The sequence below is a fragment of the Verrucomicrobiia bacterium genome (assembly GCA_036268055.1).
Taxonomy (GTDB): domain Bacteria; phylum Verrucomicrobiota; class Verrucomicrobiia; order Limisphaerales; family Pedosphaeraceae; genus DATAUW01.
Genome location: DATAUW010000017.1, coordinates 51,290 through 66,074 on the forward strand (window position 1 = coordinate 51,290; position 14,785 = coordinate 66,074).

Below are 14,785 nucleotides of genomic sequence, written 5' to 3' on the forward strand. Positions count from 1 at the left end.
CATTAATACCGCCGGCGGCCGCCGCCGTTAAACGGATTCGACTCGGCAGTCCGGGTATCACCCGTGATATTTTGGCCGGCCACGACTTCGTCGCCTTCGTTCAAACCTTCCACGACTTGCGTGTAAACGCCATCGTTAATGCCCGTGCGGATCTGCACCGGCTTGAGCACGTCTTCTTTGCCATCCGCGCCCTTGGCTAAAACATAAATCGTATGCGTCGGTTTTGGCTCATGCGAATGTCCGCCCGATTTGGCCGCCCCACCGCTGCTCTTGGCCGCCGTGCCGGTCACCACCGGGTAATTATTGCTCACCGCCGCCACGGCTTTTTCCTTGCGCAGTTCCTCGGGTTCCGGCGGGTGGAATCGCAATGCGCTATTCGGGATTCTCAGGACATTGGTCCGTTGCGCCGTGATGATGGAAACATTCGCCGTCATGCCGGGCCGCAATTTCAAATCGGAATTGTCCACGCCAATCACCGTGTCGTAAGTAATGACGTTTTGATTGGTCTGCGGCGCATTGCGGATTTGCACAACGACGCCTTGGAAGATGCGCGATGGAAATGCGTCCACCGTGAAATTCACATTTTGGTTTGTCTCGACGCCGCCGATGTCCGCCTCGGAAACGAGCGCGTCAATCTGCATTTTGGTCAAATCGTTGGCGATCATGTAAATCGTCGGGGCGCTGAGGCTCGCCGCCACGGTTTGCCCGACATCCACGTTGCGCGAAATCACCACGCCGTCCACCGGCGCATAAATAGTGGTGTAGGCAAGATTCACTTGCGCCTGCTGCAATGCCGCTTCTTTTATCAGGACTTGCGCTTGCGCCTGATGAAATGCCGCGACCGCCGTATCATAATCGGATTGTGCCACGATCTTGCTGTTGTAGAGTGCGCTCGACCGCTCCTCCTCCGCTTGCGCGAGTTCGAGCCCGGCCTTGGCATTGGCGACATCTGCGGAAGCGCCCGCCACGATGGCTTTATAGGTGGCCGGGTCAAGCTGGGCGATGATCTGGCCATTGGTCACGGGCGAATTATAATCCACCAGCAATTTGCTGATGATACCCGAAACCTGACTGCCCACATCCACGTTGGTCTTGGGATTCACCTGGCCGGTGGCCGTCACCAGTTGGATCAAATCTCCCCGCGTGATCTCGGCCGTTTTATATTCCGGGGCCTTTTCCCGGGGATGTTTCCAATACCATACGCCCGCCGCAGCCGCACCGATCAACATGATTACGATGATCAACGCCACTACGCTGAATCCTTTTTCTTTTACCATAATATATTGCACTTTCCACATTGGCCTCTGGCCAATCCGCGATTAGACTGCGTTCGTGTTGAATTTATTTAAAAATCAACTCGCAAAATGCGTTCCTTTGAGTGACGAACAAACCGCCACCGCCGTGGGACAACTCCTTGACGAGTCAGTCCCGGCAGAACTCAAAGCCGATTTTCTTTGCAGTCTAGCCCAAAAAATCGAGACGCCGACGGAAATTGCCGCCTTCGCGCGCGAACTTCGCGCTCATTCCATCACTCCGCCGCTCGATGCCCAGACCCGCTCGCGCGAGATCCTCGATGTTTGCGGCACTGGCGGGGATCGCCTCAATACCTTCAACATCTCGACAACCGTGGCGCTGATTTGTGCCGCGGCGGGAGTCACAGTCGCCAAGCATGGCAATCGCGCGGTAACTTCGCAAGCCGGCAGTGCGGATGTTCTCGAGGCGCTCGGCATTCCCGTTGAGCTTTCGCCCCAGGCTGCCTCAGATTCCCTTCGCGACCATCAGTTCGCGTTTTTCTTCGCCCCGCACTTTCATCCCGCGTTTCGGCATCTCGCCGCCGCGCGAAAGATTTGCGCCCAGCGCGGCCAGCGGACCATCTTCAATTTCCTCGGCCCGCTGCTCAACCCCGCGCGTCCCACCGCCCAGCTCGTCGGCGTCGCGCGTCCTGAATTGTGCGAAACTCTCGCCAATGTTCTGCAAAGTCTTGGCGTGCGCCGCGGCATGGTCGTGAGTGGGCGCGTTGGCGATGCCTGGCTCGACGAGCTTTCCACCCTAGGCGAGAACACCGTCGCCGAATTTTATCATGATCGGGGATTTACCGCGTCCGTGATTTCTCCCGCGCATTTCCCCGTTCAACCCGCCGTGCTCGCCGACCTCGGCGGCGGCAATCGCGACGCCAACGCCGAAATCATCCGCCGCCTTCTTCGCAATGAAGACCGCGGCCCCAAGCGCGATGCCGTCCTCCTCAATGCCGGTGCCGCCCTGTTCGTCGCCAACCAAACCAAATCCGTCAGCGAAGGCTGGGACCTCGCCACCGAGATTTTGCAAAGCGGTCTCGCGCAAAAGAAATTGAAAGAGTTGGCCAACTCACTGTAAAACCAAGTCCAAAGCCACACCCGCAACTTGCAACTCGGTCATCCACGCCACTTGCACTTTGCAACATTCTCACGTCTTTTATCCGGCCGACTCACCGTTCTATTAGCCATTTACGCAATCCATCCCGTTTGGCCTCGCTCTAGCTCAAAAGGTTCCGCTTCTGAACCTTATGGAACTCGACGCGAATACGATTGTGGCCTGCGAGACTTGCGGGCTCGTCCAGCATGTCGGGCACGTGCCCCAAAATGCCAAAGCGGTTTGCGCGCGCTGCAATTTTAAATTATTCGGACGCCGACCAAACAGCCGCGTGCGGACGCTCGCCTTTTCTCTCGCCGCGCTGATTCTTTACATCCCGTCCAATTATTATCCCGTCATCACCGCCGAATATCACGGCCAGCGCACCGAGACGACTATCTTTGAAGGCATTAAAGGTTTGTTTACGCATCATCAATATTTCATCGGCTGCCTCGTGTTCGTCACGAGTTTGCTGACGCCTGCGATCAAAATCGTCGCGTTGCTTTTTATTCCGCTCACGCTGAATTGGAGCCGTGGAAAAAAAGTACGCACGTGGACTTATCAAATCATCCGCATCATAGACCCTTGGAATATGCTCGAGGTTTTCCTGCTCGCCATCGTCGTTTCCATGGCGGAACTCGGGCGCATCGCGACCGTGCATCCGGGGCCGGGAGTTTTTTCTTTCGCGGCCGTCGTCGTGCTGACACTTCTGGCGACCTTGAGTTTTGACCCGCGTCTTCTTTGGGATGACATATAATATTATGAATAGAATCGTCGAGGAACGGAAAACCCGAAATGGATTGCCGCAGGCGAAAATCCAAAAGACCGGACGTTGGGCGTGGCTTTATTGGCTGTTCCCGGTGGCCGCGCTGGGAATCTGCGGCTGGTTTTTTTATCGCGATGTCATCGCTTCCGGCCCGACGATTTCAATTTTGTTCAAGGATGCTGACGGTTTGCAGGAAAAGAACACGACGATAAAATATCGCGGCGCGGTCATCGGTGAAGTGCGTGGACTCGAACTGACCAAAGACCAGCAATGGGTCAAAGTCACCGCGCGGCTGACGGGCTCGGCTTCCAAAATTGCAAAACAAGGTTCCATCTTTTGGATCGTGCAACCGGAATTGAGCGTGGGCAACGTAAGCGGGCTCGGCACGATTGTTTCCGGCGAATACATCGGCGTAAAACCTGGCAATGGCCCGGCCACGAATATATTTATTGGCGCGGAAAAAGAACCCATCACGCCGGAACCAGGCGCACTCCATATTATATTGCGCGCGCCGAATTTAAGTTCGCTCCAGGAACTCTCGCCGATCTTTTATCGCGGCATTCAAGTGGGCGAGACGCTTTATTTTCAACTCGGCGAGGATTCGCGCGACGTGATCATTCATGCGCGCATACACCCCGATTACGCGCCGCTCGTGCGCGCGGACACGAAATTCTGGAACGCCGGCGGAATAGATTTTCACTTCGGACTTTTCAAAGGCGCGCAGATCAGCGCGGAATCTCCCAAGACACTGTTGAGCGGTGGTGTCGAATTCGCCACACCGCCGGATTATCAAGGAGACCCGGTAACGAACGGCGCCGTCTTTGTCCTGAACGAGAAGTCCGAAGAAAAATGGAAGTCATGGCAGCCTAACATCAAATTGAACCTGCCGAAAAAAGCTGAACAGACGATGATGACTAACCTGCCGTCGAGTTTGAACATTAAGTAAAGGGCCGCTCTCTACTTCCATTCGATCACAGATTTAATGTCATTCACCGGATGCGCATCGAACGCCTTCATGAAATCTTTCGCCGGAAAACGATTGGTGATCAATTTGTCAATATGGCCCGGCCAAAGCGCATGGGCTTGCCTGAGATCATCCACGCCCATTTGATAATGGTCCCGCGCGGCATTCACGCTGCCCACCATCGCCTGATTATCCAACACCAGCTGGCGGATCAGTTGCGCGCCGGGAATTTCCAGCGGACGATCTCCACCCGGAATTCCGGTGAGCACATAAACCCCATTCCACCCAAGCACATCAAGCAGATTGAACGCTAGGCCCGCTACGCCCGTGGATTCAAAAAGCAAATCCATCGGTCCCAAGGTGCTGACGATCTTGTCCGGTGAAAGTTGTTTCGAATTAATATATTTGCCGCCGATTTTCTCGAGCCACGCCGGACGCGCTGTGCCGGCGTCAACGATATCCAATCCGAACACCTCTGCGCCGCGCAAACGCAACACCAGCGCGCCCAGCAAACCGATGGGCCCAATCCCCGCCACGAGACAACGCCGCCCAAACAACCAGTTCGGCGTCGCCGGCGCGTCGGGCAAACGCGCGACCTGAATGCGCACGGCTTCGTCCACCGCTTTTTCCGCGACCGACAATGGCTCAGCCAGCACGCCGACGGATTCCAATTCCGGCGGCACGCGCACGATATATTGTTCCTTGTCCACGACGAACTCCGCCTGATAACCATCCGCGCCCCAAATGCCGCGCTCGGTGAATTCTCCCGTGTGACACATGTCGGGACGATTCATTTCGCAAGGAACACATTTGCCGCAGCCGCGCCGCACCGTAAACACCGCATAATCGCCCACATTCACGCGCACCACCGCGCTTCCGATTTCCACGACCTGCCCAAACATCTCATGCCCAATGACTAACTCCGTTTGCCCCGCCGGCGGCTTGCAACGCCCGCCTTCCGCTTCTTCGCGGTCAGTCCCGCAAATACCCACGCGGATGACGCGCAATTTGACGCCGTCCGGAATGGTAAGCTTGGGTTCGTCACGTTGCGCGAGGCGAATATTTTTGGTCCCGGTGGTGAGAGAGATGACGTTCATATTTTTTAAAATGTTTGAGTGGATCAAGGCATGGTCGGTTGATGCGTGCGCAAAAATTCTTTTACCGGCTGGATGAAGTGCGGAAAATCCTCAAGCTGCGGCAAATGTCCCGAGCCGGGAACGATGACCAGCTTCGCATTTTTAATCTGCGCCACGGCGGCGCGCGCGAGTTCAGGATAATGGCCAAGCTGCTGCGCATTTTCCGGCGTGGCCAAATCCCTGCCAATCGCCGTGCGATCCTCCGAACCCACAATCAACAGAACCGGCATTTTCAAATCCGCAAATTCGCGGCAAACCGGCTGCGTGAAAATCATGTCCGAGGTAAGCGCCTGATCCCACGCCATGACCGGGTAATCCGGGTTTCTAATAAACCGGTCCAGCATATCCACCCAGCGGTCGTAATCGTGTTTCCACGTGCCGTGATAATAATTTTCCTGTTCGTATTGATGAAGTTTTTCCGCCGTTTGTTTCAATTCTTTTGCATATTGAAAATCCACGGACACATAGGGCACACCTTTGGCCTGCCAATCTTCCAATCCGAGCGGGTCCACCAGCAAAAGATTGCGCGTAGCGCCGGGATACATCAGCGCGTAACGAACGGCCAGCATCCCGCCCATCGAGTGGCCAAAAACATTCACATTTGTAATGCCCAAATGTTCCAACAACGCGTGGGTGTTCAGCGCCAGTTGCTCGAAGCTGAATTGATAATGCCGCGGCTTGGCGGATTTGCCGAAGCCAAGCTGGTCAGGAATGATCACATGATAACCCGCATCGGCAAGCGCCTTCGCCGTGTCGCCCCAATACGCCCCCGAAAAATTTTTCCCGTGCAGCAGCACGATCGTTCCTGCTTCGTTCGTGTTCGCCGGCACGTCCATGTAGGCCATTTCATAACTCTCACCCTGGCTCATGAATGAAAATTCGTGGACGGGAAACGGGTAGGCAAAATCGTCAAGCCGCAGATTGGATTGTGCAAAAGCATTTTCCAGGCAGGCGCAGGACAATAAAAAAGTCAGCGCGGATTTAAGCAAGGTGTTCATTCATTTAACCAGTGGTTGAGCGGGATAATCGGCGGTCGGCGGCGAGGCCGAACGCACGCGTCCGCGGGTGATGTAATCGCTGCTAGTCAGCGCGACCATGATGAGAAACCAAAAAAATCCCGCAGCCGCAAAGATCCATACCGAATGACTGTGCTTGCGCACCTCCATGAAAATAAGAATCACCAGCGACATCTTCAGGCCGGAAATCATAAGCGCGATAGGCGTATTGGCCGCGCCCAAATCGAAGCGCGCAAATCCCCACGTCAAAAAGAGCAGCAGCATCAGCGCGGCCCAAACGATGAACAACGGTTTGCGAGATTCTTTTGAGTTCATATCACGAATGGCGATTGATGAGATACAAAAGCGGATAGAGAAAAATCCAAACGATGTCCACGAAGTGCCAATACAGGCCGGTGATTTCGATGGGATTATGATACTCGGCGGAAAAATGATTCTTCGCGGAACGCACCGTCATCGCCGAGAGCAGGCCAATGCCGATGATGACATGTAGCGCGTGCAGCGACGTCATCATCCAATAGAACATAAAAAATAATTGTGTCTTCGGCTCGCCCGCATCGGCAAACATCGGTCCCGGAAAAAGGTGCTTGTGAAAATCGTCCGTGTATTCCAGCGCCTTCACTCCAAGAAATGCAATCGCGAGCAAAATCGTGGCGATAAGAAAGTGTCGGACTTCCTTGAACTGTCCCTCCTTTGAAGCGAAAACTGCCAGCGCCATCGTCAGGCTGCTCGTAAGCAGAATCGCCGTGTTGAGCGTGCCATAAAGCACATCGGTCTCACGGCTGGCCACGGCGAAGGCGTGCGGGTACGCATGCCGATAAATGATGTAACCTAAAAATAATCCGCCAAAGAACATCACCTCCGAGCACAGAAACGCCCACATGCCCAGGCGCGAAGCTTCGGCCTGTTGCGGAAGCGTCGCGAACTGTTCCGCGAGCGGTTGCCGGGCGTCAGGCATGGAGCACCCCCGACGGTTTCGGTTCAAAATCTTCGGTGTAATCGTACGGCGGTCCCGTGACCACCGGCGTCTCGTCAAAATTATGCTTGGGCGGCGGCGAAGTGGTTTGCCATTCGAGACCCGTCGCGTGCCAGGGATTCGCCGGCGCTTTTTTTCCGTAGCGCAACGACCACAGCAAATAAATCACCGGCAATAAATATCCGATGCCCAGGATGGACGCGCCGGCGGTGGAGAGCACGTGATACACTTGAAATTCCGGCGCATAATTGTGATAGCGCCGCGGCATGCCGAGATAGCCCATGACGAATTGCGGAAAGAAAGTGAAATTGAAACCGATGAACGTCACGATCGCCGCGAGCCGCCCAAACGCCTCGGGATAAAGCCGCCCGGTGATTTTCGGCCACCAATAATGCAGCCCGCCCATGAAGCCCATCACCGCCCCGCCGACCATGATGTAATGAAAATGCGCTACGACGAAATAGGTGTCCGTCACATGTACATCCACCGCCAGCGCCGCGAGAAAAAGTCCCGTCAATCCGCCGATGGCGAACAGCCCAATAAAACCCAGCGCATAAATCATCGGTGTCTCAAACGAAATCGAGCCTTGATAAAGCGTGGCGGTCCAGTTGAAGACCTTGATCCCCGAAGGCACCGCCACGATAAAACTCAAAATGGAAAACACCATGCCCGCATAAATGGATTGGCTGCTTACGAACATGTGATGGCCCCACACGAGAAAGCCGACCACTGCGATGGCCACGCTCGCGCCCGCGACCCATTCGTATCCAAAAACCTCCTTGCGTGTGAACGCCGCCATCAATTCGCTCACCACCCCCATGGACGGCAGCACCATGATGTAAACCGCCGGATGCGAATAAAACCAAAACAAGTGTTGAAATAAAATTGGATCGCCGCCGAGTCGCGGATCAAAAATACCGATGCCCCAAACGCGTTCGACCGCCATCAGCAAAAGCGTGATCGCGAGCACAGGCGTCGCGAGAACAAGAATGATGCTCGTCGAATAAAGCGACCATAAAAACAGCGGCATGCGAAACCAGCGCATTCCCGGCGCGCGCATTTTGTGAATCGTGATGATGAAATTCAGGCCCGTGAGAATGGAACTGAAGCCCGCGATGAAAACGCCGAAGACCATCGTCAGCACGTGCGTGTTCGAATACGTGCTGCTGAACGGCGTGTAAAAAGTCCAGCCCGTATCCACCCCGCCGATCATGATCGAGTAAAGCACGAACCCGCCGCCGATCATGAATAAATACCAGCTCAGCAGATTGAGTTTTGGAAACGCGACGTCGCGCGCCCCGATCATGATCGGGATGATGAAATTTCCCAACGCGGAAGGAATGGACGGAATGAGAAAAAACCAAACCATCAGGACGCCGTGAAGCGTGAAAAGTTTATTATAAGTTTCGTTGAGCAAAAGCGTGCCATGCGGATGCAGCAATTCGATGCGCATGATTCCCACCGCCACCGCCGCCACGAGAAAATAAAACACGATGGAAATGAGATACAACACGCCGATGCGTTTGTGGTCGGTGGTCAACAACCACGAGCGCACCGTATGTTCGTCCAGATACGATTCAGCCGGGGCGCTTGTGTGAGTGTGAGTTGCGGGGGCGAGTTCGTTCATTTGGTTTCCTCCGGCGGCGTCTGGTTGCCGAGGCTTTTGATGTAAGCGATGAGTTGAATCAGTTGCTCCTCGGAAACGCGGCCCGTATAGGAGGGCATGACATTCGAATAACCCACGGCGATTTGCGAGGCGGGCAAAAGAATCGAATCGCGAATGTATTGTTCATCAGCGGTGGTAATCGCGCCGCCCTGCAACGGCACCGGCTTTCCGAAAACTCCCTCCAGTCTCGGCGCGTGAACGACCGTGCTGTTCTGATGACAGCCGCTGCAACCAAACTCGCGAAAAAGATGTTCGCCTGTGGCGGCCAGATTATCCACCGGCCGGCCCGCGTTCAGCCACGCCTGATAATCGGCGGGTTTCATCACCACAATATTGCCGCCCATCAGCGAATGGTCGGCGCCGCAAAATTCCGCGCAGAACAAATGATACGTGCCGGGCCGCGTCGGCTCGAACCACTCCGTCACGTAACGCCCCGGCACGACGTCCTGCTTCAATCGCATCGCGGGAATATAAAAACTGTGGATGACATCCTCCGAGGTCATCGTGAGTTTGACGGCTTGGCCGGTGGGCACGTGAAGCTCGTTGATTTCGCGATTGCCCTCGGCGTGCTGGATTTTCCACATCCATTGTTTCGCGACGACGAAGGCTTCCAGGGTGCGGGCGGGCGGCCGTTCTTCGTCATAATAAATCGTTGCCGCCCAGCCGAACAAACAGAGCAGCATGAAAAGGGGAATAAGCGTCCAGATGACTTCAAGTTTCCAAGTCGCAAATTTAAGTTTGCGATGCGAAAGCATCTTGCCGCGGCGATATTTGAAAAGAAAATAAAGCATCGGCAGGAAAATGAGCGCGAGAAAAAATGCGCTGATGAGCAACAGGCCGAGGTACAGCCGGTCCACCCGCTCCGCCATGTGCGAGGCTGCGATGGGGAAGAAGGGCAGTTTCATGTCAGACAGTTTTGTCGCCGGCCGCTTTGGCAGTTTTATTTTCGCGCCGGATCATCATGACGATGCTGATGGCAAGCGCGGCAAGCACCGCAACGCCGCAAACCCGAACCGTGCCCATGATGAGCGCGCCATATTTACCGGTGATCGGACTGTAATGAAAACACAGCAGAAAAAGATCGCGCACCGGTGAGCCGATTTTTTTGACCGAGGCATCGGCCAGGGCGTTCTTTAACCGCTCCGGCGAATAAATGACGCCTGACAGATAATGCGAAACTTTCCCATCCGGCGTGAGAATGACCAGCCCGCTCGGATGCGCGTATTGATGGATGCGCGCATCGTAGGCATAATTGAATCCGACTTCGCCCGCGAGTTTGCGGATCGCGGGTTCATCACCGGTGAGGAAATGCCAGCTTGCGGCGGCATCCGGGCGGCCATAACGCCGGAGGTAGGATTTTTTCTTGGCAGCCGCGAGCGCGGGCGTTTCACCGGGATCAATGCTCACATCCACGACGTCAAATTCATCGCCGATTTTAAGGTCGAGATTTTGCAGGCTGCCGATCAGGCCGTTCAGGACAAATGTGCAAAGCATCGGGCAGCCGTAATAACCCATCACGAGAATGACCGGCTTTTTGTGGAAGCAATCGGCGAGCTTGATGGCATTGCCGTTTTCATCGCGGAATGTGGTATCGAGGGAAATTTGCGCACCCGGTTTTTGAGTAAACGTAATGCGCTTCAGTGTATCATCAGTCACATTTTGGGCGCGGGTGATTCCAACGGCGAAGCACACAAAAATTAAAATGACAAAGATAATTCGTTTCATTGGCTGCCTCCGGTGATCGAATTGGTTTCAAGCGGACGCCGTTGTTGTATTTGGAGCACGGACGGCCCCGTAATGTTGGTGCTCGCGGAAGCCTCACGTTCAACCAATAAATCCATCGCCCGCGAAATCGGAATCCGCACCACGCCCGCCCGCTTATCAACCCAGCCATAGGAATTCAGTTCCTCCTGTTCGCGCATATTGAAGATAGCGAGATCTTCAGGCGCTTTAAGCTGGTCGCGCGGCGCGGGAAAATTGGCGCGCGACGCGGCAATGGCGGGTGAAACTTGCGAGCCCGTTGTATCAGCCCGTTCAGCCTTCATTTCAAAGTGGCGCAACATCCATTTCGACGCCGGAAAAACCAGCACCAGCATCAACACCACGAGGCCCGCGAACAGCGCGATTCCCGGGAGGCTCACCTCCAGCGGGTTATAGCGAACCGGCGCGGCTTGCTTGGCCGAAGTCGAATCGTTGCCTGGTTTCATGCGTATTCGATGCGCGGGTCGTTGCGCGGCAGAAGTTCGTGGCGTTTCAACAAAGCGATAAAGATGGCGAACCAAACGCCGCCGACGCCAAAAAATGCCGTGAAGTCAAACCAGCTAATATGAGGGCCGGTGGAGTGAATCGCCGGAACCACGATCCAGTAATCGGCGAGAATGTGCGCGGCAAAAATCATCGCGGCGAGCGCGGTGAGTGGCGGCAGTTTGCGTTTCGATGAACGGAACAGCAGCAGAAAAAACGGCATCACGAAATGAAACGCCAGCAGCGCGGCGATAAGCCATTTCCAACCGCCCGCGATGCGGTGGTGATACCAAATGATTTCCTTGGGCGTGTTGCCGGACCAGTTGATGAGGAATTGGCCGAACATGACGTACGTCCAGAACATCACAAACGCCAGCATCAGATTGCCGAATTGGTGAAATTGAGTCGTCGTCACCACTGAATCGAAGGGCGGGAAATTTTTCAGCCACGCGAGCATGAGCACCGCGAACGTGATGGCGACAAGGATTTGTCCGATGCAAATGATGATCGCAAACATCGTGGAATCCCAATCCGGTTCAAGCGACATCACCCAATCAATGAACGCGAACGTCACGGTGAGCGTATAAATGATGACTGCCGGCCCCGCCAGTTTGCGCATCCGCTTCGTCGGAGTGACATCCGTGGTGGTGTCCTGTTGCAGCGACCATTTGCGCAAAAGAAATCCAAGGATGCTCCAAATGGCGAATATGATCACCATGCGCGTAACGAAGCCGGGGATATTCAAATACGCCGCCTTGTTCTGAAGCGTCTTGTCCGCGGCGACAATCGGCGAACAAGCCCAGGGATAAAGTTTTTTAATGCCGGCAAAGATCGGGAGAAAAAGAATCGCCATCGCCGGCAGCGTCATGAAACCCGCTTCGAGAAAACGCCGCGTGATATTTCCCCAGCGTCCGCCCGCGAGCACGTGAATCATCGTCACGACCAAGCAGCCAAGGGAAAGCCCAAGCCAAAAAATATAACCGAAGAGATACGAAACAAAAAATTGCGTTGAACCGCCGATGAAACCCGGAATGCACAGCGCGAAGCCAATCAAGCCGACGACGATGGCGGCAAGCTGCGCGCGATTGAGTTGAGCCGCGAGCGTTGAGTTCATCGGTGTTCCTCCGATAAATTGGCGCGTTCGTTCGACGGAACATCATTTAGTCGGGCGTCGTGGCTGAGTTGCAACGCGCGGATGTAGGCGGCGATGGCCCAGCGATCCGGCGGCTCGACGCGCGCGGCATAGCTATACATCACGCCGTAACCGTGCGTGATGACATTGAAAAAATATCCCGGCGGCGCCTGGCGCAAGCGATCAATGTGATACGAAGGCGGCGCGGGAAAACCGCGTTGCACCACCACGCCATGGCCTTCGCCATTGGCATCGTGGCAAACGGCGCAATAAATATCGTAACGCTGCTGCCCGCGTTCGAGTAATTCGCGCGTGACGGCCACGGGAAATTGATTCACCAGATTCGTGCCGATTTTGCCGGTATAAAAAGCTTCGTCAGCTTCCAGATGTCCGCGCGGAATAGTTCCGGGAACGAGCGGACGCGATGCTGCGCCATCGGCAAAGAAATCACTGCTCGCGAGCGGATTGCTGCGGGGTTGATTGAACATGTCGCGGCGGCAGGCGGTGAGACCGAGCGAAAGCAAAAGAAATGTGATCGCAACCCGTTTCATTTCTCCACCTCTGAAACTCTTTCCGGATGCAGCGTCAGTAAAAAGCTTTTCGTGGCCGGCAAATCAAATTTGGGATCGGCCGCTTCGACACAAAGAAAAAAGCGGTCCTGCGACGCGCGGTTGAAATCCGGCGCATTGAAAGCGGGATGATACGGCTGCGGCAAACGGTTCAACAGGATCATGCCGATAAGTCCGCCAATCGAAGCGCAAAGAATCGTAAGTTCAAACGTGATGGGGATATAGGAAGGCCAGCTATGAAACGGCCGTCCGCCAATATTGAGCGGATAATCAACCACCGTGGCGTACCATTGCATGAAATATCCACCCGCCCCGCCAATGATGCCGCAAAGCAGCACGATCAGCGGAACCCTCGTACGCGATTGACCAACAGCCTCGGCCAGCCCTTCGATAGGAAACGGAGTAAAGGCATCCATGCGCCGATAGCCCGCTTCACGGCAGCGTTGCGCGGCGGCGAGGACTTCATCCGCCTCGGTGAATTCAGCCATCAAGCCATAAAGTTCGTAGCGCTGCTTCATGGCTTGGCCTCCTTTTCTTCGGAGACCAGCTTGCGCACTTCGCTGATGCTCATCAGCGGCAGAAAGCGAATGAACAAAAAGAGCAGCGTGAAAAATAATCCCATGCTGCCGAACAACGTCATCAAGTCCCACTTCGTCGGAATGAAAATATGCCACGCCGAAGGCGTGAAATCGCGGCTCAACGAGGAAATGACAATGACGAACCGCTCAATCCACATGCCCACGTTGATGAAAAGCGCCACGCAGAAAAGGCCAACCAGATTCGTCCGCACGCGGCGCGACCAGAGCAGTTGCGGGATGACGCAGTTGAAAAGAATCAGCATCCAGAACACCCAGCCATACGGGCCGAACGCGCGGTTCCACATCATCGAGCGTTCAAAGACATCGCCGCTGTACCACGCCATGAACGCCTCCATGATGTAGCCGTAAGTGACCATCCATCCCGTAGCGAGCATGACGTTCGCCATGTTGTTCAGATAACGCATGGGGATGAGCCCTTCCAGTCCGTAAAGTTTGCGAATCGGAATGAGAATATTCAGTACCATCGCAAAGCCGGAATAAATCGCGCCTGCCACAAAGTACGGTGGAAAAATCGTCGAGTGCCATCCCGGAACCATCGCAACGGCGAAATCAAAACTCACCACGCTATGCACGGAAAGCACCAGCGGCGTCGCAAGTCCCGCGAGCAAAAGATAAAGCGATTGATGGCGCTGCCAGTGGACCGCGCTGCCGCGCCAGCCCAACGCGAGCATCCCGTAAATCCATTGCTTTGGCCGCGTAGTAGCGCGGTCGCGCAAAGTCGCGAGATCGGGAAGCAAACCGACATACCAGAAAATCAACGAGACCGTGAAATAGGTGCTGACGGCGAAAACATCCCAGACCAGCGGACTGCGAAATTGCGGCCACAAATCCATCGTGTCGGGATACGGAAACAGCCAGAAGAAAACGAAGGGACGTCCGAGGTGAAGCAGCGGAAATAAACCGGCGCAAGCCACGGCGAAAAGAGTCATCGCTTCGGTCAGGCGATTGATGGCAGTGCGCCATTTTTGCAGCAGCAAAAGCAAAATGGCGGAGATGAAAGTTCCGGCGTGACCGATACCGACCCACCACACGAAATTGACGATGGCAAAACCCCACGCCACAGGAATATTGATCCCCCAGATGCCAACGCCGCGAAACAGCAGCACCGTCACCGCGAATAAAAACATCATCAGCAATCCAAACGCGATGGCGAAACCGAACCACCAACTGCGTGGATGTTTTCGCGTGAGCACGATCGAGCTGATTTCCTCCGTGACCGAGGCATAGGTCTGGCCCGGCGCGAGGATCTGCGTGGGATAACCCAACAGCGCGACCGCGGGCCGGCGCTCGGTGACATGGCTGGGTTGAAGTTCTTCGTCGGGCATGAAA

At 55.1% G+C, this 14,785-nt stretch carries 16 protein-coding genes; 3 read left to right on the top strand and 13 right to left on the bottom strand.

All coding sequences use genetic code 11. The features are described from left to right. Window positions 1–2: 2 nt before the first annotated feature. Complete coding sequence (locus VH413_10265) at window positions 3–1,277, bottom strand: efflux RND transporter periplasmic adaptor subunit (GenBank protein ID HEX3799073.1); 1,275 nt, start codon at window positions 1,275–1,277, stop codon at window positions 3–5. 55 nt (window positions 1,278–1,332) lie between these two features. Between VH413_10265 and trpD the strand changes: the two genes are divergently transcribed. The 3 genes from trpD to VH413_10280 all read left to right on the top strand — a co-directional run bounded on the left by trpD (window position 1,333) and on the right by VH413_10280 (window position 4,100). Next, the gene (trpD, locus tag VH413_10270) at window positions 1,333–2,373 is read left to right on the top strand and encodes an anthranilate phosphoribosyltransferase (GenBank protein ID HEX3799074.1); all 1,041 of its coding nucleotides are present in this window, start codon (window positions 1,333–1,335) and stop codon (window positions 2,371–2,373) included. A gap of 169 nt (window positions 2,374–2,542) precedes the next feature. Continuing rightward, complete coding sequence (locus VH413_10275; GenBank protein HEX3799075.1) at window positions 2,543–3,145, top strand: paraquat-inducible protein A; 603 nt, start codon at window positions 2,543–2,545, stop codon at window positions 3,143–3,145. A 4-nt stretch (window positions 3,146–3,149) separates the two neighbouring features. Further along, window positions 3,150–4,100, top strand: a complete 951-nt coding sequence (locus tag VH413_10280; protein ID HEX3799076.1) for an MlaD family protein — start codon at window positions 3,150–3,152, stop codon at window positions 4,098–4,100. Between the two features lie 11 nt (window positions 4,101–4,111). On the opposite strand, the gene VH413_10285 is transcribed toward VH413_10280, so the two are convergent. From VH413_10285 to nrfD, 12 genes are all read right to left on the bottom strand, one after another. Next, window positions 4,112–5,215 carry a glucose 1-dehydrogenase gene (locus tag VH413_10285; GenBank protein ID HEX3799077.1) on the bottom strand — a complete coding sequence of 368 codons (1,104 nt, stop codon included), beginning with the start codon at window positions 5,213–5,215 and terminating at the stop codon, window positions 4,112–4,114. Window positions 5,216–5,238: 23 nt separating this feature from the next. Continuing rightward, a complete protein-coding gene (locus VH413_10290; protein ID HEX3799078.1) occupies window positions 5,239–6,252 on the bottom strand; it encodes an alpha/beta hydrolase in 1,014 nt (337 codons plus the stop codon). Continuing rightward, window positions 6,253–6,585 carry a cytochrome C oxidase subunit IV family protein gene (locus tag VH413_10295; GenBank protein HEX3799079.1) on the bottom strand — a complete coding sequence of 111 codons (333 nt, stop codon included), beginning with the start codon at window positions 6,583–6,585 and terminating at the stop codon, window positions 6,253–6,255. Window position 6,586: 1 nt separating this feature from the next. Then, window positions 6,587–7,228, bottom strand: a complete 642-nt coding sequence (locus tag VH413_10300; GenBank protein HEX3799080.1) for a cytochrome c oxidase subunit 3 family protein — start codon at window positions 7,226–7,228, stop codon at window positions 6,587–6,589. Then, window positions 7,221–8,873: a cytochrome c oxidase subunit I gene (gene ctaD / locus VH413_10305; GenBank protein HEX3799081.1), complete on the bottom strand. Its 1,653-nt coding sequence runs from the start codon at window positions 8,871–8,873 to the stop codon at window positions 7,221–7,223. The genes VH413_10300 and ctaD overlap by 8 nt, the downstream gene beginning before the upstream one ends. Next, window positions 8,870–9,817 (bottom strand): cytochrome c oxidase subunit II, encoded by a 948-nt coding sequence (gene coxB / locus VH413_10310; GenBank protein HEX3799082.1) that lies wholly within the window; start codon window positions 9,815–9,817, stop codon window positions 8,870–8,872. The genes ctaD and coxB overlap by 4 nt, the downstream gene beginning before the upstream one ends. A 1-nt stretch (window position 9,818) precedes the next feature. Beyond that, the gene (locus tag VH413_10315; protein ID HEX3799083.1) at window positions 9,819–10,568 is read right to left on the bottom strand and encodes an SCO family protein; all 750 of its coding nucleotides are present in this window, start codon (window positions 10,566–10,568) and stop codon (window positions 9,819–9,821) included. 65 nt (window positions 10,569–10,633) lie between these two features. Continuing rightward, entirely contained in the window at window positions 10,634–11,119 is a 486-nt protein-coding gene (locus VH413_10320) for a hypothetical protein (GenBank protein ID HEX3799084.1), read from the bottom strand. Further along, the gene (locus VH413_10325; protein HEX3799085.1) at window positions 11,116–12,270 is read right to left on the bottom strand and encodes a hypothetical protein; all 1,155 of its coding nucleotides are present in this window, start codon (window positions 12,268–12,270) and stop codon (window positions 11,116–11,118) included. The genes VH413_10320 and VH413_10325 overlap by 4 nt, the downstream gene beginning before the upstream one ends. Further along, complete coding sequence (locus VH413_10330) at window positions 12,267–12,839, bottom strand: cytochrome c (GenBank protein ID HEX3799086.1); 573 nt, start codon at window positions 12,837–12,839, stop codon at window positions 12,267–12,269. Before VH413_10330 ends, VH413_10325 begins: the two co-directional genes overlap by 4 nt. Beyond that, on the bottom strand, window positions 12,836–13,375 hold the full coding sequence (locus VH413_10335; protein HEX3799087.1) for a DUF3341 domain-containing protein: 540 nt from the start codon (window positions 13,373–13,375) through the stop codon (window positions 12,836–12,838). Before VH413_10335 ends, VH413_10330 begins: the two co-directional genes overlap by 4 nt. Then, window positions 13,372–14,781, bottom strand: a complete 1,410-nt coding sequence (gene nrfD / locus VH413_10340; protein ID HEX3799088.1) for an NrfD/PsrC family molybdoenzyme membrane anchor subunit — start codon at window positions 14,779–14,781, stop codon at window positions 13,372–13,374. The genes VH413_10335 and nrfD overlap by 4 nt, the downstream gene beginning before the upstream one ends. Between the last annotated feature and the right edge of the window lie 4 nt (window positions 14,782–14,785).